Source organism: Bradyrhizobium genosp. A (genome assembly GCF_049949275.1).
Lineage (GTDB): Bacteria > Pseudomonadota > Alphaproteobacteria > Rhizobiales > Xanthobacteraceae > Bradyrhizobium.
The window spans coordinates 3,722,128-3,743,001 of the sequence record NZ_CP188196.1; the positions used below are offsets into that span (position 1 = coordinate 3,722,128).

21 protein-coding genes are annotated in these 20,874 nt (G+C 63.9%); 16 read left to right on the top strand and 5 right to left on the bottom strand.

The genetic code is table 11. From position 1 onward, the window contains the following. Nucleotides 1-130 precede the first annotated feature (130 nt). Both ACP2YP_RS17115 and ACP2YP_RS17120 read right to left on the bottom strand, forming a co-directional pair. Complete coding sequence (locus ACP2YP_RS17115; protein WP_426425492.1) at nucleotides 131-1,960, bottom strand: IlvD/Edd family dehydratase; 1,830 nt, start codon at nucleotides 1,958-1,960, stop codon at nucleotides 131-133. Between the two features lie 127 nt (nucleotides 1,961-2,087). Further along, nucleotides 2,088-3,185, bottom strand: coding sequence for a LacI family DNA-binding transcriptional regulator (locus tag ACP2YP_RS17120; protein ID WP_426425493.1), 1,098 nt, complete (start codon nucleotides 3,183-3,185; stop codon nucleotides 2,088-2,090). A 205-nt stretch (nucleotides 3,186-3,390) separates the two neighbouring features. Between ACP2YP_RS17120 and ACP2YP_RS17125 the strand changes: the two genes are divergently transcribed. The 11 genes from ACP2YP_RS17125 (at nucleotide 3,391) to ACP2YP_RS17175 (ending at nucleotide 13,696) form a co-directional block, all read left to right on the top strand. Next, nucleotides 3,391-4,452 (top strand): ABC transporter ATP-binding protein, encoded by a 1,062-nt coding sequence (locus tag ACP2YP_RS17125; RefSeq protein WP_426425494.1) that lies wholly within the window; start codon nucleotides 3,391-3,393, stop codon nucleotides 4,450-4,452. A 57-nt stretch (nucleotides 4,453-4,509) separates the two neighbouring features. Beyond that, complete coding sequence (locus ACP2YP_RS17130) at nucleotides 4,510-5,823, top strand: ABC transporter substrate-binding protein (protein WP_426425495.1); 1,314 nt, start codon at nucleotides 4,510-4,512, stop codon at nucleotides 5,821-5,823. A gap of 67 nt (nucleotides 5,824-5,890) precedes the next feature. Further along, on the top strand, nucleotides 5,891-6,838 hold the full coding sequence (locus ACP2YP_RS17135; RefSeq protein WP_426425496.1) for a carbohydrate ABC transporter permease: 948 nt from the start codon (nucleotides 5,891-5,893) through the stop codon (nucleotides 6,836-6,838). Nucleotides 6,839-6,840: 2 nt separating this feature from the next. Beyond that, the gene (locus tag ACP2YP_RS17140) at nucleotides 6,841-7,716 is read left to right on the top strand and encodes a carbohydrate ABC transporter permease (protein ID WP_426425498.1); all 876 of its coding nucleotides are present in this window, start codon (nucleotides 6,841-6,843) and stop codon (nucleotides 7,714-7,716) included. Nucleotides 7,717-7,790: 74 nt separating this feature from the next. Beyond that, nucleotides 7,791-8,777: a D-erythronate dehydrogenase gene (gene denD / locus ACP2YP_RS17145; RefSeq protein WP_426425499.1), complete on the top strand. Its 987-nt coding sequence runs from the start codon at nucleotides 7,791-7,793 to the stop codon at nucleotides 8,775-8,777. A gap of 30 nt (nucleotides 8,778-8,807) precedes the next feature. After that, nucleotides 8,808-9,788, top strand: coding sequence for a sugar kinase (locus ACP2YP_RS17150; RefSeq protein ID WP_426425501.1), 981 nt, complete (start codon nucleotides 8,808-8,810; stop codon nucleotides 9,786-9,788). A gap of 13 nt (nucleotides 9,789-9,801) precedes the next feature. Then, entirely contained in the window at nucleotides 9,802-10,452 is a 651-nt protein-coding gene (gene eda, locus ACP2YP_RS17155) for a bifunctional 4-hydroxy-2-oxoglutarate aldolase/2-dehydro-3-deoxy-phosphogluconate aldolase (protein ID WP_426425502.1), read from the top strand. Nucleotides 10,453-10,512: 60 nt separating this feature from the next. Beyond that, the gene (locus tag ACP2YP_RS17160; RefSeq protein ID WP_027532315.1) at nucleotides 10,513-11,682 is read left to right on the top strand and encodes an acetyl-CoA acetyltransferase; all 1,170 of its coding nucleotides are present in this window, start codon (nucleotides 10,513-10,515) and stop codon (nucleotides 11,680-11,682) included. Between the two features lie 120 nt (nucleotides 11,683-11,802). Then, nucleotides 11,803-12,009 (top strand): hypothetical protein, encoded by a 207-nt coding sequence (locus ACP2YP_RS17165; protein ID WP_426425503.1) that lies wholly within the window; start codon nucleotides 11,803-11,805, stop codon nucleotides 12,007-12,009. Nucleotides 12,010-12,203: 194 nt separating this feature from the next. Further along, nucleotides 12,204-13,340 (top strand): thiolase family protein, encoded by a 1,137-nt coding sequence (locus tag ACP2YP_RS17170; protein ID WP_426425504.1) that lies wholly within the window; start codon nucleotides 12,204-12,206, stop codon nucleotides 13,338-13,340. Next, the gene (locus ACP2YP_RS17175) at nucleotides 13,337-13,696 is read left to right on the top strand and encodes a Zn-ribbon domain-containing OB-fold protein (protein ID WP_426425505.1); all 360 of its coding nucleotides are present in this window, start codon (nucleotides 13,337-13,339) and stop codon (nucleotides 13,694-13,696) included. The genes ACP2YP_RS17170 and ACP2YP_RS17175 overlap by 4 nt, the downstream gene beginning before the upstream one ends. A 281-nt stretch (nucleotides 13,697-13,977) precedes the next feature. Here ACP2YP_RS17175 and ACP2YP_RS17180 read toward each other — a convergent pair whose 3' ends face one another. Further along, entirely contained in the window at nucleotides 13,978-14,184 is a 207-nt protein-coding gene (locus ACP2YP_RS17180) for a hypothetical protein (RefSeq protein ID WP_426425507.1), read from the bottom strand. Between ACP2YP_RS17180 and ACP2YP_RS17185 the strand changes: the two genes are divergently transcribed. Together ACP2YP_RS17185 and ACP2YP_RS17190 are read left to right on the top strand one after the other, a co-directional pair. Further along, nucleotides 14,183-14,710 (top strand): carboxymuconolactone decarboxylase family protein, encoded by a 528-nt coding sequence (locus ACP2YP_RS17185; RefSeq protein ID WP_426425509.1) that lies wholly within the window; start codon nucleotides 14,183-14,185, stop codon nucleotides 14,708-14,710. The two genes, ACP2YP_RS17180 and ACP2YP_RS17185, sit on opposite strands and share 2 nt — an antisense overlap. 22 nt (nucleotides 14,711-14,732) lie before the next feature. Continuing rightward, a complete protein-coding gene (locus ACP2YP_RS17190) occupies nucleotides 14,733-15,035 on the top strand; it encodes a nucleoside triphosphate pyrophosphohydrolase family protein (RefSeq protein ID WP_187434639.1) in 303 nt (100 codons plus the stop codon). 66 nt (nucleotides 15,036-15,101) lie between these two features. On the opposite strand, the gene glsA is transcribed toward ACP2YP_RS17190, so the two are convergent. Both glsA and ACP2YP_RS17200 read right to left on the bottom strand, forming a co-directional pair. Further along, entirely contained in the window at nucleotides 15,102-16,949 is a 1,848-nt protein-coding gene (gene glsA / locus ACP2YP_RS17195) for a glutaminase A (protein WP_426425510.1), read from the bottom strand. Between the two features lie 146 nt (nucleotides 16,950-17,095). Next, complete coding sequence (locus ACP2YP_RS17200; RefSeq protein ID WP_426425511.1) at nucleotides 17,096-17,317, bottom strand: biotin/lipoyl-containing protein; 222 nt, start codon at nucleotides 17,315-17,317, stop codon at nucleotides 17,096-17,098. A gap of 94 nt (nucleotides 17,318-17,411) precedes the next feature. Here ACP2YP_RS17200 and ACP2YP_RS17205 point away from each other — a divergent pair, with 94 nt between their 5' ends. The 3 genes from ACP2YP_RS17205 (at nucleotide 17,412) to ACP2YP_RS17215 (ending at nucleotide 20,690) form a co-directional block, all read left to right on the top strand. Continuing rightward, complete coding sequence (locus tag ACP2YP_RS17205; RefSeq protein WP_426425512.1) at nucleotides 17,412-18,386, top strand: IclR family transcriptional regulator; 975 nt, start codon at nucleotides 17,412-17,414, stop codon at nucleotides 18,384-18,386. Continuing rightward, a complete protein-coding gene (locus ACP2YP_RS17210) occupies nucleotides 18,316-19,875 on the top strand; it encodes an acyl-CoA carboxylase subunit beta (protein ID WP_426425514.1) in 1,560 nt (519 codons plus the stop codon). The genes ACP2YP_RS17205 and ACP2YP_RS17210 overlap by 71 nt, the downstream gene beginning before the upstream one ends. A 464-nt stretch (nucleotides 19,876-20,339) precedes the next feature. Next, nucleotides 20,340-20,690 carry a hypothetical protein gene (locus ACP2YP_RS17215; protein WP_426425515.1) on the top strand — a complete coding sequence of 117 codons (351 nt, stop codon included), beginning with the start codon at nucleotides 20,340-20,342 and terminating at the stop codon, nucleotides 20,688-20,690. The last annotated feature ends 184 nt before the right edge of the window (nucleotides 20,691-20,874 follow it).

The following is a 20,874-nucleotide window of genomic DNA, read 5'->3' on the forward strand; positions in this document are numbered from 1 at the left end:
TCCCTATTTCCTTATCTATTGCCGTCATTCCGGGGCGCCGCGCAGCGGCGAGCCCGGAATCCATAACCACGATCGGGAGTATGGATTCCGGGCCTGCGCCTTGCGGCGCATCCCGGAATGACGAACTGTCCTAGTGATTATCCCGCGCCACACCAAAGGTGCCGGCGACGTTCTGGTAGCGCGTGGCGAGCTCCATGCAGGCGCCGGTCGACTGCTGGCCGACGGTGTTGCGATAGATCTCCTGCCACGGCGTCTGGTTCGGCGGATGCTTGAAGCCGCCATTGGCCTTCAACTCGGCGTGGCGCTTCTTCACCTCGTCGTCCAAGATCAAAATGTTGGCGCTGCCCTTGTTGAGGTCGATGCGCACCTTGTCGCCGTTCCTGAGGATCGCGAGCCCGCCATTGGCGGCCGCTTCCGGCGAGGCATTGAGGATCGAGGGCGAGCCCGAGGTGCCGGACTGGCGGCCGTCGCCGATACAGGGCAGGGCGAGGATGCCGCGCTTGATCAGGGCTGCCGGCGGCTGCATGTTCACGACCTCGGCGCCGCCGGGATAGCCGATCGGCCCGGTGCCGCGAATGAACAGCACGCAGTGCTCGTCGATGTCGAGCGAAGCATCGTCGATCCGCGCGTGATAATCCTCCGGTCCCTCGAACACGATGGCGCGGCCCTCGAACGCATTGAGGTCCTTCGGGTTGCTGAGATAACGGTCGCGAAACTCCTTGGAGATCACGCTGGTCTTCATGATCGCGGAATCGAATAGATTACCCTTCAGCACCAGGAAGCCGGCGTCCTTCACCAGCGGCTTGTCGTAGGCCCGGATCACGTCATCGTCCGGCGCCGGCGCGTCCTTGCAGTTCTCGCCGATGCCGCGGCCGTTGACGGTGATCGCGTCCTCATGGATGCGCTTGTGCTTCATCAATTCGCGTACCACGGCCGGCACGCCGCCGGCGCGATGGAATTCCTCGCCGAGATAGAAGCCGGCCGGCTGCATGTTGACGAGCAGCGGCACGTCGTGGCCGAATTTCTGCCAGTCGTCGATCGACAGCTCCACGCCGATATGGCGGGCCAGCGCGTTGATGTGGATCGGCGCGTTGGTCGAGCCGCCGATCGCCGAATTGATGACGATGCAGTTCTCGAACGCCTTGCGGGTCAGGATGTCCGACGGCTTGAGGTCTTCCCAGACCATCTCGACGGCGCGCTTGCCGGTCTCGTAGGCGATCTGGCCGCGCTCGCGGTAGGGGGCGGGGATGGCCGCGCAGCCCGGCAGCGAGAAGCCGAGCGCTTCGGCAAGGCCGTTCATCGTCGACGCCGTGCCCATGGTGTTGCAATGGCCGACCGAGGGCGCCGAGGACGCCACGATCTCCATGAACTCTTCATAGTCGATCTCGCCGGCGGCGAGCCGCTCGCGCGACTTCCAGACGATGGTGCCGGAGCCGGTGCGCTCGCCGGCATGCCAGCCGTTGAGCATCGGGCCGCCCGATAGCACGATTGCGGGCAGGTTGACGGTCGCCGCCGCCATCATGCAGGCCGGCGTGGTCTTGTCGCAGCCGGTGGTCAGCACCACGCCGTCGAGCGGATAGCCGTAGAGGATCTCGACGAGGCCGAGATAAGCGAGGTTGCGGTCGAGCGCCGCGGTCGGGCGCTTGCCGGTCTCCTGGATCGGGTGGGTCGGGAATTCCATCGCAATGCCGCCGGCCTCGCGGATGCCTTCGCGGACACGATGGGCCAGCTCGATGTGATGGCGGTTGCAGGGGGAGAGGTCGTTGCCGGTCTGGGCAATGCCGATGATCGGCTTGCCGGACTGAAGCTCGGCGCGGGTGAGGCCGTAGTTCAGATAGCGCTCCATGTAGAGCGCGGTCATCCCGGGATTATGCGGGTTGTTGAACCATTCCTGCGAGCGAAGGTGGCGGCGGGTGCCGTTACCGGCGGGCGCATGCCCATTGGTTGGCTTTTTTGTCATTGGATTCTCCTTCAATGCAAACGCACGGGCCGACGTCCGGGATGCCGGTCGGTGCGATGCCCGGCAGCGCGAGCATGTAACAACGGCCCGCCTGCTGGCGAACGTTTCCTCACAAGAGCGATACTACTCATGGGTCGTTGGTAACGCTATCATTTTGTACGGCTGGCGCCCATTCCGGCGCGCGCGGGCCGGCTGCTGGCCGCGGCATCTGCGAGCTCTGCCGCTCGATCACGGTAAAACCGAGATCGAGCACGGGCACTTCAGGACGCTTGCCTTCGATCGTCTCGATCAGCATCGCGGCAGCAGCGCTGCCCATTTCGTAACGGTTGGTCCGCACGCTCGTCAGCGTCGGCACCGAGGAGGCCATGAATTCGAGGTCGTTGAAGCCGACGATCGCGATCTGCTCGGGGATTGCGATCTCCCGACGCCGGCATTCAAAGAGGACGCCGAGCGCGAGATCGTCATTGGCGCAGAACACCGAGTCGATGCCGGACTCTCGCGCGAGCAGATCGGCGAACAGCGCACCGCCGAGCGTTACCGAGGTCGGCGTCGCCGTCGTCACGATCAGTCTTTGGTCGTGGAGGCCGGCCTCCTTCATGGCCGCGACGTAGCCGTCGAGCCGGCGCTGCACCCGCGGGTCCATGCGCGCACCGACGAAGCCGATCCGGCGATGGCCCTGCGCGAACAAATGAGCAATCGCCGCACGCGCTGCATCATAATGGGAAAAGCCGATCATCATGTCGACCGGCTTGGGCCCGATCTCCATGATCTGCACGATCGGGCAGTCGGCCGCCTCCAGCATGGCGCGCGATTCCGTCGTCTGGTCGATGCCCGTGACGATCAGTCCCGCCGGCTTCTGCGCCAGGAACAGACGCAACAGCTTCTCTTCCTGAAGAATAGAGTAGCGTGTGTTGGACAGCTGGATCGAGTAACGGCTGCTTTCGGAGGCGTCATAGATGCCGCGCAGCACGTCGGAGAACACGTTGTTGGTCAGTGACGGAATCAAGACACCGATCACCTCGGTGCGCTGCGAGGCCAGCGCGCGTGCCGCAAGGTTGGGCACATAGCCGAGCTCCTGCGCCGCGCTTTCGACCCGCGTCCGTTTGGCGACCGATAGCGCCTCGGGATTGCGGAAGAAGCGCGAGGCGGTAATCGGGCTGACGCCGGCGAGCTCGGCGACTTCTGCCAGCCGAATCTTGCCAGACTTGGTGCGCTTTCGACCCATTTGTTGCTCTTAACACAGCCACTCCCGCAAACAAAGGATCGTTGACAGCGCTACCAGCAACGACTAACCAAAGACAAATTGCCAAAGCCGCACAAACTGCCGACAATGTCGCCTGTTAAGAGGGGCTTCGGGTCGGCGAAGTTCAGAAAAAACAAGACGGTGGCGGCGCCACAGTTGCGTCGTCTAAGTCTGAGGAGGGAGCTAGATGTCGTCTGTGCAAATCCGCGACGTGCGGAAATCGTTCGGCAATTTTGAAGTCCTGCACGGCGTCTCGATTCCGATCGAGGACGGCCAGTTCGTCGTCCTGGTTGGCCCTTCCGGCTGCGGCAAGTCGACGCTTCTGCGCATGCTCGCAGGCCTCGAGAACATCACCTCCGGCACGATCTCGATCGGCGACCGCGTCGTCAACAATGTCCAGCCCAAGGAGCGGGACATTGCGATGGTGTTCCAGAACTACGCGCTCTATCCGCACATGACGGTCGGCGAAAACATGGGCTTTTCGCTGAAGCTGCGCAACGCCGGCTCCGACGAGATCAACAAGCGCGTCAAGCGCGCCGCCGAAATTCTCGCACTGACGCCATTGCTCGAGCGCTACCCGCGCCAGCTCTCCGGCGGTCAGCGCCAGCGCGTCGCCATGGGCCGCGCCATCGTGCGCGATCCCCAGGTGTTCCTGTTCGACGAGCCCTTGTCGAACCTCGATGCCAAGCTGCGCGTCGCCATGCGCACGGAGATCAAGGAGCTGCACCAGCGGCTCAAGACCACGACCGTCTACGTCACCCACGACCAGATCGAGGCCATGACCATGGCCGACAAGATCGTCGTGATGCATGACGGTATCGTCGAGCAGATGGGCACGCCGCTCGAGCTCTATGACAAGCCGGAAAACCAGTTCGTCGCAGGCTTCATCGGCTCGCCCGCGATGAACTTCCTGAAGGGGCATGTCCGCGTCAACGGCGTTGCGACCTTCGAGGGGCCGAACGGCGTCAAGCTGCCGCTCAAGACCGCGCCGGCCGGCTCCGACGGCAAGCCCGTCGTTTACGGCGTCCGTCCCGAGCATTTCACGATCGCCGACGACGGCGCCGACGCCGAGATCGTCGTGGTCGAGCCGACCGGCTCCGAAACGCAGGTGTTTGCAAAGCTCGGCGGCGAGCAGGTTGTCGCCGTCTTCCGCGAGCGTCACCAGTTCAACCCGGGCGACAAAGTCAAGCTGAAGCCCGATCCGACCCTGGTGCACCTGTTCGACGAGGCGACGGGCAAGCGCATGTAGCGGCGTTTCGTGACGTAAGACGACCAAAAACAAATATAAAAAATCAGGGAGAGAACAATGAGCGATTTCAACAGGCGTAGTGTGCTCAAAGCCAGCCTGGGCGGCGCAGCTTTGCTTGCCGGCCCGGGTATCGTCCCGGTCCGTGCTGCGGAATGGACCAACACGCCGGAGCCGAATGCCTCCATTCGCGTGCTGCGCTGGAAGCAGTTCATCCAGGCCGAGTTCGACAAGTTCGCCGAGCAGACCAAGAAGTTCTCCGAGAAGACCGGCGTCAAGGTGAAGCTCGAGGCCGAGAGCTGGGAGGACATCCGCCCCAAAGCCGCGGTCGCCGCCAATGTCGGCGCCGGTCCGGACCTGATCGTTGGCACGCTCGACGATCCCTTCAAATTCCCGGAGAAGCTGATCGACGTGACCGACGTTGCCGATTATCTCGGCAAACAGTATGGCGGCTGGTATCCGGTGGCCGAGCGCTACGGCAAGAAGGGCAATAGCTGGATCGCCATTCCGCAGGGCGCGACCGGCGGCTGCCTGAACTATCGCATCAGCCACGTGAAGGCCGCGGGCTTCGACGAATTCCCCAAGGATACCGACGGCTTCCTCAAGCTGTGCCAGGCCCTGAAGAAGAACAACACGCCGGCCGGCTTCGCGCTCGGCCATGCCACGGGCGATGCCAACGGCTGGTGCCAGTGGGCGCTGTGGGCGTTCGGCGGCAAGGTCGTCAACGACAAGAACGAGGTGGTGATCGATTCTCCGGAGACGATCGCCGCGCTCGAATACGTCAAGCAGCTCTACGCGACCTTCATTCCGGGCGTGCTGTCGTGGAACGACTCCAACAACAACAAGGCGTTCCTCAACGGCGAACTCAGTCTGACCCTGAACGGCATCTCGATCTGGACCGTCGGCAAGAACTCTCCTGATCCCAAGCAGCAGGAGATCGCCAAGGACATGAACCACGCGCCGATGCCGATCGGGCCCGTGGGCGTGCCGACCGAGCAGCAGAACGTCCTGGTCTACTACGGCTACAAGCACTCGAAGTATCCGAAGGCGGTCAAGGAATACATCAAGTTCATGATGGACAAGGAGAACTACGACGCGTGGGAGGTCGCCTCCAACGGCTACGTTTCGCCGCCGCTCCCGGCCTATAACGACAACCCGGTCTGGACCTCCGATCCCAAGATCACGCCGTATCGCGATTGCCTGAAGCGCTGCCGCGACAACGGCTATGCCGGCGATCTCGGCTACGCCTCGGCCGCCGTCATGGGCGACTTCGTCGTGGTGGACATGTTCGCGGAGGCCGCCTCCGGACAGGCGACGCCGAAGGAAGCCGCTGCCCGCGCCGCCGAGCGCGCCAAGCGCTACTACCAGGTCTGATCAGCCACAAGCGGCGGCGTCCGGTTTGCTGGGCGCCGCCGTTGTCGTTCGTTGAGGAGAGTCCGACATGGCAGTTATGGCCGAGCCCGTCGCCGCGCCTGTCAAGCGCAGCAGCCTCTGGTCCAGGGCGTTCGAAAGCCGAAATTTTCTCGGCGCCATGTTCATGGTGCCGGCCATCGCCATCCTGATCCTGTTTCTGGCCTATCCGCTCGCGCTCGGCTTCTGGCTCGGCATGACCGACACCAAGATCGGGGGCGTCGGCCGTTACATCGGCTTCGCAAACTTCGTTTCGCTGTCCAAGGACTCCGTGTTCTGGCTGTCGGTGTTCAACACCATTTTCTATACGGTGTTCGCGAGCATCGTGAAATTCGCGATCGGACTTTACCTGGCCTTGCTGCTCAACGAGCGGCTGCCGTTCAAGTCGATGGTGCGCGCCATCGTGCTCTTGCCCTTCGTGGTGCCGACCGTGCTGTCGGCGATCGCGTTCTGGTGGATCTATGACAGCCAGTTCTCGATCATCTCCTGGGTGCTGATCAAGGCGGGCCTCCTGACCCACTACATCGATTTCCTCGGCGATCCCTGGAATGCGCGCTGGTCGGTGGTGCTCGCCAACATCTGGCGCGGCGTGCCCTTTGTCGCCATCACGCTGCTGGCGGGATTGCAGACGATCTCGCCGTCGCTTTACGAGGCCGCCAATCTCGATGGCGCCACCAATCTGCAGCGCTTCCGCCACATCACGCTGCCGATGCTGTCGCCGATCATCGCGGTGGTGATGACGTTCTCGGTGCTGATGACGTTCACCGACTTCCAGCTGATCTACACCATCACGCGCGGCGGGCCGATCAACGCGACGCATCTAATGGCGACGCTGTCGTTCCAGCGCGCGATCACCGGCGGCAATCTCGGCGAGGGTGCGGCGATCTCGAACGCGATGATCCCGTTCCTGGTCGCGGCGATCCTGCTCAGCTTCTTCGGGCTTCAGCGCTCTCGCTGGCAACAGGGCGGGAGGGACTGACCATGACCACCGTGGACGACCAAAGCGTCGGAATGGACTACCTGGAAAGTTTTCCGCGGAAATTCCTCCGCGTGTATCTTCCACTCGGCCTGATCATCGTCTTCCTGCTGTTCCCGTTCTATTGGATGGCGGTGACGACGTTCAAGCCGGACGCGGAGATGTATGACTATGAGAAGTACAATCCGTTCCTGATTGCGCATCCGACGCTCGAGCACATCAAGAAGCTGTTCTTCGACACGGATTATCCGCTGTGGATGTGGAACACCGTCATCGTCTCGGTGTCCTCGACCTTCATCTCGCTGTTCGCCAGCGTCTGCGCGGCCTATGCGATCGAGCGTCTGCGCTACCAGGGCTCGCGCTATGTGGGCCTCGCGATCTTCCTCGGCTATCTCGTCCCGCCCTCGATCCTGTTCATTCCGCTGGCGGCGATCGTGTTCCAGCTCGGCCTGTTCGACGGAAACCTGGCGCTGATCCTGACCTATCCGACCTTCCTGATCCCGTTCTGCACCTGGCTCCTGATGGGCTATTTCCGAACCATTCCTTACGAGCTCGAGGAATGCGCGCTGATCGACGGGGCGACGCGGCTGCAAATCCTGACCAAGATCACGCTGCCGCTGTCGCTGCCGGGGGTGATCTCGGCGGGCATCTTCGCCTTTACGTTGTCCTGGAACGAGTTCATCTACGCGCTGACCTTCATCTCCTCGTCGGAGAACAAGACGATTCCGGTCGGCGCCATCACCGAGCTCGTCAATGGCGACGTCTACCATTGGGGCGCCCTGATGGCGGCGGCCCTGACCGGCTCGGTCCCCGTAGTTATCCTTTATTCCTTCTTCGTAGAGTACTATGTGTCGGCGATGACCGGCGCCGTGAAGGAATGATCGTGGGGCCTGCCTGAGAACGCGCCAGACCTTTCAAGAGCGGCGCGTTCCGGCCAATAAGATGGAGTAGGCTATTGCACATCCTGGTTCTGGGCGCTGCCGGCATGGTCGGCCGCAAATTGTGTGAACGGCTGTTGCGCGACGGCCGGCTCGGCAAGAGCGACATCACCAAATTGACCATGCACGACGTGGTCGAGCCCAAGAAGCCGGAAAAGGCCGGTTTCCCCGTCGAGACCGTCTCGGGCGATTTCGCCGTCCCGGGTGCTGCCGAAACACTGATCGCCGGCCGCCCCGACGTGATCTTCCATCTCGCCGCGATCGTCTCCGGTGAAGCCGAGCTCGATTTCGACAAGGGCTACCGCATCAATCTCGACGGCACGCGGATGCTGCTCGATGCGATCCGGGTCATTGGCGGTGGCTACAAGCCGCGTGTGGTGTTCACATCCTCGATCGCGGTGTTCGGTGCGCCGTTTCCCGACGCGATCGGCGACGAGTTCTTCCACACGCCGCTGCTCAGCTACGGCACCCAGAAGGCAATCGGCGAATTGTTGCTGGCGGATTATTCGCGCCGCGGCTTCCTCGACGGCATCGGCATTCGCCTGCCGACCATCTGCATCCGTCCCGGCCTGCCCAACAAGGCGGCATCGGGCTTCTTCTCCAACATCCTGCGCGAGCCGCTCGCCGGCAAGGAAGCGGTCCTCCCGGTGTCCGAGGACGTCCGCCACTGGCACGCCACGCCGCGCTCGGCCGTCGGCTTCCTGCTCCATGCCGGCACCATGGACCTCGCCAAGGTCGGTCCGCGCCGCAACCTGACCATGCCGGGCTTCTCGGCCACGGTCGGCGAGCAGATTGCAGCGCTCAGGCGGGTGGCCGGCGACAAGGTCGCAGCGCGCATCAAGCATGAGCTCGATCCGTTCATCGTCGGCATCGTCGGCGGCTGGCCGCGCAATTTCGAGGCGAAGCGGGCGCGCGAGCTCGGCTTCACCACCGAAGAGAAGACCTTCGACGATATCATCCGCATTCATATCGACGACGAGCTCGGCGGCAATTTTGTCGCGTGATCGTCAGAGATGAACAGCGTGGATATGACGATGGCGAGTGTAGCTTGCATCGGTGAATGCATGGTCGAGCTCCGGCAGGCCCAGGGAGGACATTCCTCAGGGCAGTCTGCCGGGCAGGGCGGTGGCCTGTTCTCGCGCGGCTTCGGCGGCGACACCCTCAACACGGCGGTTTATCTGGCGCGGCTCGAGGTCAAGGTCGACTATCTCACCGCGCTCGGCGACGACGGCATGAGCGAGGAGATGATCGCGGCCTGGAATGCCGAAGGCGTCGGCACAAGGCGCGTGGTGCGGCTGCCGGGCAAGCTGCCCGGCCTCTACATGATCCAGCTGGATGCCAACGGTGAGCGGCAGTTCTTCCACTGGCGCGACAGTGCGGCGGCGCGCCAGCTGATGAGCCTGCCGGAGACCGACGAGCTGCTCAACTCGCTGATGAGCTATGACATCGTCTATCTCTCCGCGATCACGCTCTCGATCTACGACGCGGCCGGACGTGATCGCCTGTTGGCGGCGATCAAGCGCGCCCGGCTGCTCGGTACCCGCTTCGTGTTCGACACCAATTTCCGCGCACGCGGCTGGCCCGATCGCGATGTCGCGCGTGAGGTATTTGCCGCGGCGTTTGCGGCGGCCGACATCGTGCTGACCTCGACCGAGGATCTGCTCGCGCTCTATCCCGGCGAGAGCCCTGAGCAGCTGATGGCGCGCATCCCCACGCCCGAGCTGGTGTTCCGGCTCGCCGAGCCCGTCAGCCTGCTGCGTTTTTCCGGCGGAACGAGCGAGGTCCGCGCCGAACCAATGACCAGGCCGGTCGTTGACACCACGGCGGCCGGCGACAGCTTTGCCGCGGCCTATATCGCGGCCCGGCTCGGCGGTTCCGATTCCGTTGAGGCGGCTCAGGCCGGGCATCGCCTCGCCGGCCTCGTGATCTGCTATCCCGGCGCCATCATTCCGGGTTATGCCATGCCGCCGAAGAAGCGGCACCGGCCGGCGACCTCGCGTCAAGCGACCAAGTGAAACGAAAGCCAAGATGACCACCACTGCCCAACAGAACCACCTCGTCGCGCTGTTCAAGGCCGCGACCGTCATTCCCGTCCTCACCATCGAGCGTATCCAGGATGCGGTGCCGCTGGCGCGTGCGCTGGTGGCCGGTGGCGTCCGCACGCTGGAGGTGACCCTGCGCACCCCTGTTGCGATCGAGGCGGCGAGGGCGATGATGGCCGAAGTCCCCGAGGCGATCGTCGGCATCGGCACGATTCTCAATCCGGCCGACTTCACCCGTGTCGAGAAGCTCGGCGTGGCGTTCGGCATCAGCCCGGGCCTGACGCCGGATCTGCTGAAGGCTGCAACCGATAGCTCCTTGCCGTTTGCGCCGGGCATTGCCACGGCATCCGAACTGATGATGGCGCTGTCCTATGGCTTCGACGTCGCAAAATTCTTCCCGGCCGAGCAGGCCGGCGGCATCAAGGGGCTGCGCGCGCTGGGCGGGCCGTTCCCGAACGTGCGGTTCTGCCCGACCGGCGGGGTCGGCGAGGCCAACGCGGCGACCTGGCTCGCCGAGCCCAATGTGGTCGCGGTGGGCGGTTCCTGGCTGTGCCCGACGGCGGAGATCAGGGCCGGGAACTGGGCCGGCATAACTGCCATCTGCCAGCGCACCTTCCAGGCGCTGAAAGCCGCGTGAAGTCTTGCCATCGCTGGGCTAAGACTTAGGTCAGCAAGAGACCGCCAGGGAGAAAAGACCATGACCGCCAGCATCGTCGGATGGGCGCATACGCCATTCGGCAAGTTCGACACCGAAACCGTCGAAAGCCTCGTCACCCGCGTCGCCAACGAGGCGATGGCCGATGCCGGCATCTCGGCCTCCGACGTCGACGAAATCGTGCTCGGCCATTTCAACGCCGGCTTCTCGGCGCAGGATTTTACCGCCTCGCTGGTGCTTCAGGCTGACCCAAAATTGCGCTTCAAGCCGGCCACCCGCGTCGAGAATGCCTGCGCCACCGGCTCCGCCGCGGTCCACCAGGGCCTGCGCGCCATCGCCGCAGGCGCGGCCAAGATCGTGCTCGTCGTCGGCGTCGAGCAGATGACGCGCACCCCGGGTCCGGAGATCGGCAAGAACCTGCTCAAGGCATCCTATCTGCCTGAGGATGGCGACACGGTCGGCGGCTTCGCCGGCGTGTTCGGCAAGATCGCCAGTTCGTACTTCCAGAAATACGGCGACCAGTCCGATGCGCTGGCGCTGATCGCGGCCAAGAACCACAAGAACGGCGTTGCCAATCCGTTCGCCCAGATGCGCAAGGATTTTGGCTTCGACTTCTGCCGCGCCGAGAGCGAGAAGAATCCTTACGTCGCGGGCCCCTTGAAGCGCACCGACTGCTCGCTGGTCTCCGACGGCGCCGCCGCGCTGGTGCTCGCCGATGCCGAGACCGCCAAGGGCATGGGCAAGTCGATCGGCTTCCGCGCCACCGCGCATGCCCAGGACTTTTTGCCGATGTCCAAGCGCGACATCCTCCAGTTCGAGGGCTGCACGGTCGCCTGGCAGCGCGCGCTGGAGCAGGCCGGGGTGACGCTGTCTGATCTCTCTTTCGTCGAGACCCATGACTGCTTCACGGTCGCCGAGCTGATCGAGTACGAAGCGATGGGCCTGACGCCGAAGGGGCAGGGCGCCCGCGCCATCAAGGAAGGCTGGACGCTCAAGGACGGCAAGTTGCCGGTCAATCCGTCCGGCGGGTTGAAGGCCAAGGGCCATCCGATCGGCGCCACCGGCGTCTCCATGCACGTGATGACCGCGATGCAGCTCGCAGGGCAAGCGCCTGAGGGCATGCAGCTCAAGAATGCCAAGCTTGGCGGCATCTTCAACATGGGTGGCGCCGCCGTCGCCAATTATGTCTCCGTCCTTGAGCCGCTGAAGTAGGTCTCGTAGGGTGGGCAAAGGCGCTATGCGCCGTGCCCACCTTTTTCTTGCGCTAGATCATGGTGAGCACGCTCCGCTTTGCGCACCTTAACGCTCCTGATCGATTTGCGAGAAATATTCATGAGCAATAACTACGAAGACTCATTGTCGCTGGACGCCCTCAACGATCGCATCGCGATCCTCGAGGACAATATTCGCCAGCTGATCGAGCAGGCTGCCGCCGCCTCGGGCGAGCAAAACGAGTCGCGGATCGCCGACCGCATCAATCAGCAGAACGAGGATCTCGACCGTCTCATCAAGATCCGCGAATCCCGCCAGAAGAAATAGCGGCGGCCGAGTGGATCGACCTGGCGTCACCCGTTCGGCGCCGGAGTAGGGGGATGACCGCAACTCTCTCATCCGTCATTCCCGGCGTGCCCACTTGGGCGCGAGCCTGGAATCCATTTATCCTCCGAACCTGCTGCACGATGGATTCCTGGGCTCGACTTCGTCGCGCCCCGGAATGACGAGGAGGAGACATCATGAGCTTCATCATCGGCGTCGGCCTCACGCCTTACGGCAAGCACGAGGGCTCATCCTCGCTCGACCTGATGAGCAAGGCGGCGCAAGCCGCGCTCGACGATGCCGGACTGAAGCGTTCGGACATCGACGGGATCCTCTGCGGCTACTCGACCGTCTCGCCGCACATCATGCTGGCCACGGTGTTCGCCGAACATTTTGGCATCCGCCCGTCTTACGCCCACGCCGTCCAGGTCGGGGGCGCCACCGGGCTCGCAATGACGATGCTCGCGCATCATCTGGTCGAGGCCGGCGTCGCAAAGCACGTTCTCGTGGTCGCCGGCGAGAACCGCCTGACCGGCCAGAGCCGCGATGCCTCGATCCAGGCGCTGGCGCAGGTGGGCCATCCCGACTACGAGGTGCCGCTCGGCCCGACCATTCCCGCCTATTACGGTCTCGTCGCCACCCGCTACATGCACGAATACGGCGTGACCGAAGAGGACCTCGCCGAACTCGCAGTGCTGATGCGCGCGCATGCCTGCACCCATCCCGGCGCGCAATTTCACGATGCCATTATGGTCGCCGACGTCATGGCCTCGAAGCCCGTGGCGATGCCGCTCAAGCTGCTGGACTGCTGCCCGGTCTCGGACGGAGGCGCGGCCTTCGTCATCAGCCGCGAGCGCACCGGGGAGGCCGGCGTGCGCATCCGCGGCTGCGCCCAGGCGCATACGCATCAGCATGTCACGGCCGCGCCAGGCTTAAGCGAGCTCGGCGCCGAAATCTCCATCGCGCGCGCCAAAGAGGCCACCGGCCTTGCGATCTCCGACGTGCGTTACGCCGCGATCTACGACAGCTTTACCATCACGCTCGCAATGCTGCTGGAAGACCTCGGCCTTTCCGGCCGCGGCGAGGCGGCTGCGCGCGTGCGCTCCGGCCATTTCAGCCGCGACGGCGCGATGCCGCTCAACACCCATGGCGGCCTCCTGAGTTACGGCCATTGCGGCGTCGGCGGCGCTATGGCGCATCTGATCGAGGCGCATTTGCAGATGACGGGGCGAGCGGCTGGCCGCCAGGTGCGGGACGCATCCATCGCTCTTCTGCACGGCGACGGCGGCGTGCTGTCGTCCCACGTCAGCATGTTTCTGGAGCGGGTGCGATGAGCGAGCGTCTCACGGACTGGACCAAGGGCGAGCAGGCCATCACCTACCAGACCTGCGGCGCCTGCGGCCATGTGCAATATTTCCACCGTGCCTTCTGCGCGGCGTGCGGAACCGCCGACCCGCGCGAGGCGCGCGCCAGCGGCAAGGGCAGGGTCTACGCGACCTCGCTGGTCTGCCGCGCCGCCACGCCCGAGACCCGTGCGCACGTGCCCTACAACATCCTGCTGGTCGATTGCGCCGAGGGTTTTCGCATGATGGCCCATGGCGAGAATGATCTTGCCATCGGCGACGAGGTGACCGCGGGCTTCAAGCCGTTTGCCGGTAGGCTGGTCCCGTTCTTTGCGAAGAAGAAGTAGCGGGATTTCGTCATTCGGGGGCGGTCCAAAGGACCGAGCCTGGAACGGGTATTCTGGGCCTGGCCTGTGCGAGAGCCACCCCGGAATGACGAAAACTGTAAAACTCTAACTCAACGCCCGTAAAATAATATGCTGGCGATGACGAGCATCGCCGTCACCGCCAGCATATGCGCGAGCGCTTCCGAGGCCGCCCCCTTGGTGGCTTCCTTCATGCCGTTTTCTCCCTAGACTTGGGCGTGACTCATCGTTGCGCGGTGAGCGCACCCGACGGCCAATTGTTTTTACTCGGAACACCCCACTTCGAGTATTCGCTGCGATTTAAGTCCCCACGCAGCGAATATCGATGTGCCAAGGTCGATCAGCAATGCGGCGGCATTTTGACTCGATAATGTTGCTCCCGCGGTCGCGCGCGAATACAGTTTTGGGGAACCTGTGCCGGCAACGACAATAAGCATCAAAAGCTTCAGGAAAAACTCAAGGTAAATCATGGCCCGCATCGACTACAGCGATCCGTCCAAGGCGTCCGACCGCACCCGCGAAATCCTCGACAAGAACCGCAATGCCAACATCTTCCGCATGATGTCGCATTCGCCGAGCTATTTTGAGCAGTACTGCCGCCTCGGCGGCGCCATCCGCCACAAGGGCGAACTCGATCCGATCGTGCGCGAGCTCGCGATCACGCGCACCGGCATTTTGTGCGAGGCGCCGTACGAGATCGTCGCCCACAAGCGCATCGGCAAGAATGTCGGCGTCACCGACGCGCAGAACGAGGCGCTGGACAACTGGCAGGCCGCGACCTGTTTCGACGAGACGCAGCGCGCCGCGCTCGCCTTCACCGACGAGATCGTGAAGCTGAAGAAGCCGACGGACGCGACCTTCCAGGCAATTGCCGCGAAGCTGACACCCGCCGCGCTCGTCGAGCTGCAGCTCTCGGTCGGCTTCTACATCATGACGTCAAAGTTCCTGGAGACTTTTGAGATCGATCTCCAGCCCGTGACCGAGGTGGTGGGCTGATCGAAAGCTTGCGAGGGATGTCATGACGATCGATGAATATGCCGCCTGGGCCGCAACCATTGCGAAAGTCGATGAGCATCCCTCGAACGAGCGCCTGTCCTATCTCGGGCTCGGCCTCGCCGGTGAAGCCGGCGAGGTCGCCGACCACATCAAGAAGCTGTTGCGCGACGACTGGCTCGACAAGGCGGGTCTCGTCGACGAGCTCGGCGATGTCATCTACTACTGGGCCTGCCTGTGCGCCGCGACCGGCCAGCAGCCGTCCGAATTGCTGAAGGCCAGCGCCGCCAAGATCAAGCGGCGTCTCAGCGAGGCAGCAAGCCGCTAAGGCAAGGCATGAGGTGCGAGCGCTGTTCACCTCTCCCTACGGGAGAGGTGAAGACACGGTCGTCGCTCACGTCGACGTCAGGATGTCGACCTTGGTGTTGGCGACGATCAGGCGATCGGCCAGCAGTTGCGCCAGATTGCGCATGATGCGCTCGGAGGCCCGCGGGTGCTGCCTGCGAAAACGTTCGAATTCTTTCAATGGCACTTCGAACGCAGTCGCCGCCATGTCCGCGAACACGTCGGCTGAGCGGGCGGTCTCGATCAGCGCCATCTCGCCAAAGGCCATGCCGGCTGTCAGCGTCGCGAGCCTGACGCCATCGGGCAGGGTGACGTGCACGGCGCCGCTGCGCAGGAAGAACAGGGCGTCCGCGGGCTCGCCTGTCGTGAGGATCTTGGCGCCGGACTGATAGGTTTTGATCGTGCAGATCGAGGCGAGGTCCGTCAGCTCTTCGGCGCTGAGGCCGTCGAGCAAGGGCTGTTCGGACAGCTCTGTGGTCTCGTGAAAATCGATCGAGCCGCCATAGCGGTAGACGATCTGGTCTTCGGCCCATTCGATCGCGGTGTCGAGCAGATAGAAATCGCGGACGTTCTTCAGCTCGGCGGTCCACTCCCGCAGTGTATTCCATTCCTTGGAGGCGCGGCGGACGCCGGATATCACCACCGTGACGTTGAGTGCGGCGAGGTCCTCGAAGGCTTCGGCGATCAGCCGCGCGCCGGCCCGCGTGGTGGAGGTGACGCGGTGCAAGTCGAAGATCACGAATTGCGGACGCGGCCGCTCGGCCAACCGCCGCGAGACGTAGTCGACCGCCGAGAGCGACAGCGTCCCGACCAGCTCGATGACCCGCACCTCCTGCTCGTGGGCTACGAGAATGTCGCGCTCCTGCTGGCGGCGGACGCGGCGTGACGGGCTCTTGCCGATGTCGTAGTCGGCGATCACGGCGTTGCGGGCGTCGTCGCTGCGGTTGAGCATATGCAGGTCGTAATGCGAGGACAGCGCCTCGCAGACCTTGATGCCGCGCACGCTGTTGCCGTGCTTGTCCAGTTTTGGCGAATAGCTGCCGAGCCCGAGACGCGCGGGGAGCGCTGCCAAAATGCCGCCGCCGACGCCGCTCTTGGCGGGAATGCCGATCCGGTAGATCCATTCGCCGGCATAATCGTACATGCCCGACGACGTCATCACCGACAGCGTGCGCGAGATCGCATACGGCGTCAGCACCTGTTCGCCCGTGACCGGATTAACACCGCGATTGGCGAGCGTCGCCGCCATCACCGCGATGTCGCGCGCGGTGACCAGCACCGCGCATTGCCGGAAATAGACGTCGAGCACGCCGGCGACGTTGTCCGAGATCACCGCATTGGTCTTCAGCAGATAGCCGATCGCGCGGTTACGGTCGCCGGTCTGGCTCTCCGACGTGTAGACCGCTTCGTCCACGCCGAGGTCGCGTCCGGCAAAACGGCTGAGCGCGAGCCGGATCTGCTCGAAGGCATCGGTGCCCTTGCTCGCATGGATCAGCCCGGTGCAGGCGATCGCGCCGGCATTGACCATCGGGTTGAACGGATGGTTTTCGGAATTGAGCCGGATCGAATTGAAGGGATCGCCCGAGGGCTCGACGCCGATCGCGCTCTCGACCTTGCCTGCACCCAGAAGATCCAGCGCCAGCGCGAACACGAACGGTTTTGACATCGACTGGATGGTAAAGGGCACACGGCTGTCGCCGACTTCGTAGACATGGCCGTCGAGGGTGGCGAGGCTGATGCCGAAACAGGTAGGATCGGCCTTGCTCAGCTCGGGAATATAGTCCGCGACGTGGCCTGAGGTCTCGGCGGAGAATTCATTCAGGCACGTGTCGAGAAACCGCAGCAGCGGCGGCTTCGAGCGGGTCCAGGCGGAGGCGGGCGGCGGTTGCGCTATCATCGCCTCCCTTGTGCAACGCAATCAGGGCATGCGCAACCCGTCCGGCGCCTTCTTCCGTCGTAACGCCCGAACGCAAGACGCCGCGCGCCATCGCAATATCATCTGTTTCAGAATGTCGCGGATGAGAAGCCGCAGGCGGCGCGTGCTCAGCTCGCGACGATCGCGATCGTCTGGCCTTCGGCAACGAGGTCATCGATCTGCACGAGCAGTGACGTGAGTGTGCCCGACGCCGGCGCGGGCACCGGTATCTCCATCTTCATGGCTTCGACGACCACAACGTCATCGCCATCGGCGACGGTTCCTCCAACTTGCACGGGAGTTGCGCAGATGCGACCGGCGACCTCCGTGACGATCTTAATTTCTGGCATGCCATCGCCTTTTTGTTGTGGTGGCAAAATGCCTGAGGTAGCGTCGTCTGCAAGCGGAATTTAATTCCGCACAGCGGAACAACTGGTAGGGAACATGGGACGACGTTCGGAACGGTTGAGCAGACAAGGTGCACTCGCTGGCGATGCCGGTGAAGGTGATGTCATCCAGGTGGTGTCGCGCGCGTTCGACGTGTTGCGATGCTTCGAGGGCCACGAGGCACGGCTCGGCAATCTCGAGATTTCAAATCGCTGCGGCTTGCCGCGCTCGACGGTGTCGCGGCTTACGCACACGCTGACGCGCATGGGGCAGCTGGTCTATCTGCCGCGTGACCAGAAGTATCGCATCGGTCCGAGCGCGGTGGCGATGAGCGCCTCGATGATGAAGGGCGCGCAGCTCCGCAGCATGATCCGGCAGCGGCTGCAGGAAGTCGCCGAGCAATTGCCGGGCACCGTCGGCTTCGTCGTGCCTGATCGCTTCCATCTGGTCTATCTCCAGTTTGCGCGCTCGGCCTCTGCGCTTGGTCTGCACGAGGGCACCGGCAGCCGCATCTCGATAGCCTCGACCGCTGCGGGCGCGGCCTACACCGCGGCCTTGGCGCCCGAAGTCGGCGATGCCTACATCGCGGAAATGGGGCGTGAAGCGCCGGAGGCCGCAAAAATCCTGCGGCCCCGCATCGAGGCCAACCGGCAGGCGCTGCGCGAGCGCGGCTATGTCACGGCCTGCGGCCTGTGGAGCCCGCACATCAACGGCCTCGCGGTGCCGATCTGGTCGCCGCAGTACCAGACCTTCGTGGTCGTCACGATCGGTCTTCTCTCGGCGATGTATGACGAGCAGCGTCTACATGCCGAAGTCGCGCCGCTGATGGTCGCGCTGGGCCGTTCGCTCGGCAGCCTGATGGAGGGCGCGGAAGGCGACGTCTTCAACAACCGCATCTCGCGCAAACCGGTCGCAATGGCCGTGCACAACAATAACAAGCCGATCAATTCGGAGGGAGTGAATGAACTGGAAGCCGGAACTCGACGAGCTCGCCCGGCGCGAAGCCTTCGCGCGGGAGATGGGCGGCGTTGACAAGGTCAAGCGACAGCATGACCAGGGCCGGCTGACTGTTCGGGAACGCATCGACAAACTGATCGACAAGGGCAGCTTCCACGAGATCGGTGCCGTCTCCGGCATCGGTGAGTATGATCCCAAGGGCGAGCTGAAAAGCGTGACGCCGGCGAACTGCGTGTTCGGCCGCGCGCGCGTCGACGGCCGCACCGTGGTCGTCGTCGGCGACGATTTCACGGTGCGCGGCGGCTCGGCGGATGCGTCGATCTCGGCAAAGCCTTTGATGGCGGAGGAGATGGCGCACGACTTCCGTCTGCCCATCGTCCGCATCATCGAGGGCTCCGGCGGTGGCGGCTCGGTCAAGACCATCGAGACCAAGGGCGCGGCTAACCTGCCGGGCGGCATCGGCGGCACGCGCTGGTATCGCTTCACGACAGAGAACCTGTCGCGCGTGCCGGTGGTCGCACTCGGCCTCGGCTCGGTTGCGGGCCTGGGCGCCGCGCGTCTGGCCGCCAGCCACTATTCCATCATGACCCGGAAGTCCGCGATGTTCGTCGCGGGTCCGCCGGTGGTGAAGGCGTTGGGCCAAAATCTCTCGAAGGAGGAGCTCGGCGGTGCCGATATCCAGACCAAGGCCGGCGCGGTCGATCATGCCGTCGACACCGAGGAGGAGGCTTTTGCCTGCGCGCGGCGTTTTCTGTCCTATCTGCCGTCATCGGTCTATGAGCTGCCGCCGACCTTGCCCTGCATCGACAATCCGGAGCGTAGCGAAGAGGCGCTGATGAATGCAGTGCCGCGCAATCGCAAGCAGGTCTACAAGATGCGGCCGATCATCGACCAGGTCGTCGATAAGGGCTCGTTCTTCGAGGTCGCCTCCAATTTCGGCAAGCCGATCATCGTGGGCCTCGCGCGGCTCGAGGGCAGGGCGGTGATGCTGCTTGCGAGCGACAGTTTCCACTATGGCGGCTCCTGGACGGCGGATGCCTGCCAGAAGGTGGTGCGCTGGGTCGACTTCGCCGAGACCTTCCATCTGCCGATCGTCTACCTCATGGACTGCCCCGGCTTCATGATTGGCCTCGACGCCGAGAAGGCGGCGACCATCCGCCACGGCGTCCGCGCCATGGCCGCGGTCAACCAGACCACCGTGCCATGGTGCACCGTGATCCTGCGCAACGCCTTCGGCGTCGCCGGCGTGGTGCATCAGCCGGCCGACCGCTTCTCGATCCGCTACGCCTGGCCGTCGGCCTATTGGGGCTCGTTGCCGCTCGAAGGCGGCATCGAAGCCGCCTACCGCGCCGACATCGACGCGGCCGAGGACAAGGCGGCCAAGCTCAACGAGATCCAGGAGCGGCTCAACAAGCTGCGCTCGCCGTTCCGCTCGGCCGAAAAATTCTGGGTCGAGGAGATCATCGATCCGCGCAAGACGCGGTCGCTGCTGTGCGAGTTCGCGCGGCTCGCAGAGCCGCTGCGGAAAGCAGGACCGCCGGAGAACATCACGATCCGGCCGTAGCGCCAGCTGTCATTGCGAGGAGCCCGCGACAAAATTGCGAAGCAATTTTGCGCTGGCGACGAAGCAATCCAGGCTATGTCCGCGGAGACAGTCTGGATTGCTTCGCTTCGCTCGCAATGACGGTTGTTGCGCGATGTGCGCTCCACTTGCTGGAGAGTCAATCCAGGTTAAGTCCGCCCAAATCCAGCCATTTTACGCCGCGTTTCAGGCCCATTTCGGCCAAACCGATATTGGTAGCTCGTAGCCGGGGCAGGCCCTCCAGCCGGAGTCCTGCAATGATCAAGCGAGTAATTTCTGCGTGTTTCTTCGTTGCCGTTAGTTCAGTTGCCTCGGAAGCGCGGCCCTCTCGCAATTTTCAAGCGCCTGAGTGCAACGTCACCATGCCCTGCGACTTCTCGTATGCGCAGCCGCGCCGTGAGCGGGCGCCGCCCAGGCCGTCATTGCAAGCCTATCGCTCAACGCAAATGACGGTGACCGACGCCGGTAATACCGCCGCGACCATCAGCGTCTCCGGTGATCGCATCATCGGCGGCCGTCCTGCCGGCTGTCCTTCGTCCTTCTGCGGCTGTGGCGCGGCGCTGCGCGTGTTCGGCCATGTCGTGCCGCAATTGAATCTCGCGTCCAACTGGCTGCGCTTTCCGCGGACGTCGCCGGCGCCGGGAATGGTCGCGGCGCGCCGCGGGCATGTCTTCGTTCTGGAGCAGCCCCTCGGCGGCGACATGTGGATGGCCTATGACGCCAACTCGGGCGGCCACGCCACGCGCATGCACGCGCGTTCGCTGCGAGGCTACACCGTCGTCAACCCGCGCGGCTGAGACAACGGCGACAAGGCCGCCAAGCTCAACGAGATCCAGGAGCGATGCGCTCGCTGCTGTGCGAGTTCGCGCGGCTCGCACAGCCGCTGTGGAAAGCAGGACCGCCGGAGAACATGACGATCCGGGCCTAGCCGAGGCCGTCATCGCGGCGGCGCGGTGCGAAGAACGCATCGCGGTTTGTGGC

Coding starts and splice junctions, on each gene's coding strand:
- ACP2YP_RS17115 (WP_426425492.1), bottom strand. CDS start 1,960: ATGACAAAAAAGCCAACCAATGGGCATGCGCCCGCCGGTAACGGCACC.
- ACP2YP_RS17120 (WP_426425493.1), bottom strand. CDS start 3,185: ATGGGTCGAAAGCGCACCAAGTCTGGCAAGATTCGGCTGGCAGAAGTC.
- ACP2YP_RS17125 (WP_426425494.1), top strand. CDS start 3,391: ATGTCGTCTGTGCAAATCCGCGACGTGCGGAAATCGTTCGGCAATTTT.
- ACP2YP_RS17130 (WP_426425495.1), top strand. CDS start 4,510: ATGAGCGATTTCAACAGGCGTAGTGTGCTCAAAGCCAGCCTGGGCGGC.
- ACP2YP_RS17135 (WP_426425496.1), top strand. CDS start 5,891: ATGGCAGTTATGGCCGAGCCCGTCGCCGCGCCTGTCAAGCGCAGCAGC.
- ACP2YP_RS17140 (WP_426425498.1), top strand. CDS start 6,841: ATGACCACCGTGGACGACCAAAGCGTCGGAATGGACTACCTGGAAAGT.
- ACP2YP_RS17150 (WP_426425501.1), top strand. CDS start 8,808: ATGGCGAGTGTAGCTTGCATCGGTGAATGCATGGTCGAGCTCCGGCAG.
- eda (WP_426425502.1), top strand. CDS start 9,802: ATGACCACCACTGCCCAACAGAACCACCTCGTCGCGCTGTTCAAGGCC.
- ACP2YP_RS17160 (WP_027532315.1), top strand. CDS start 10,513: ATGACCGCCAGCATCGTCGGATGGGCGCATACGCCATTCGGCAAGTTC.
- ACP2YP_RS17165 (WP_426425503.1), top strand. CDS start 11,803: ATGAGCAATAACTACGAAGACTCATTGTCGCTGGACGCCCTCAACGAT.
- ACP2YP_RS17170 (WP_426425504.1), top strand. CDS start 12,204: ATGAGCTTCATCATCGGCGTCGGCCTCACGCCTTACGGCAAGCACGAG.
- ACP2YP_RS17175 (WP_426425505.1), top strand. CDS start 13,337: ATGAGCGAGCGTCTCACGGACTGGACCAAGGGCGAGCAGGCCATCACC.
- ACP2YP_RS17185 (WP_426425509.1), top strand. CDS start 14,183: ATGGCCCGCATCGACTACAGCGATCCGTCCAAGGCGTCCGACCGCACC.
- ACP2YP_RS17180 (WP_426425507.1), bottom strand. CDS start 14,184: ATGATTTACCTTGAGTTTTTCCTGAAGCTTTTGATGCTTATTGTCGTT.
- ACP2YP_RS17190 (WP_187434639.1), top strand. CDS start 14,733: ATGACGATCGATGAATATGCCGCCTGGGCCGCAACCATTGCGAAAGTC.
- glsA (WP_426425510.1), bottom strand. CDS start 16,949: ATGATAGCGCAACCGCCGCCCGCCTCCGCCTGGACCCGCTCGAAGCCG.
- ACP2YP_RS17200 (WP_426425511.1), bottom strand. CDS start 17,317: ATGCCAGAAATTAAGATCGTCACGGAGGTCGCCGGTCGCATCTGCGCA.
- ACP2YP_RS17205 (WP_426425512.1), top strand. CDS start 17,412: ATGGGACGACGTTCGGAACGGTTGAGCAGACAAGGTGCACTCGCTGGC.
- ACP2YP_RS17210 (WP_426425514.1), top strand. CDS start 18,316: ATGAACTGGAAGCCGGAACTCGACGAGCTCGCCCGGCGCGAAGCCTTC.
- ACP2YP_RS17215 (WP_426425515.1), top strand. CDS start 20,340: ATGACGGTGACCGACGCCGGTAATACCGCCGCGACCATCAGCGTCTCC.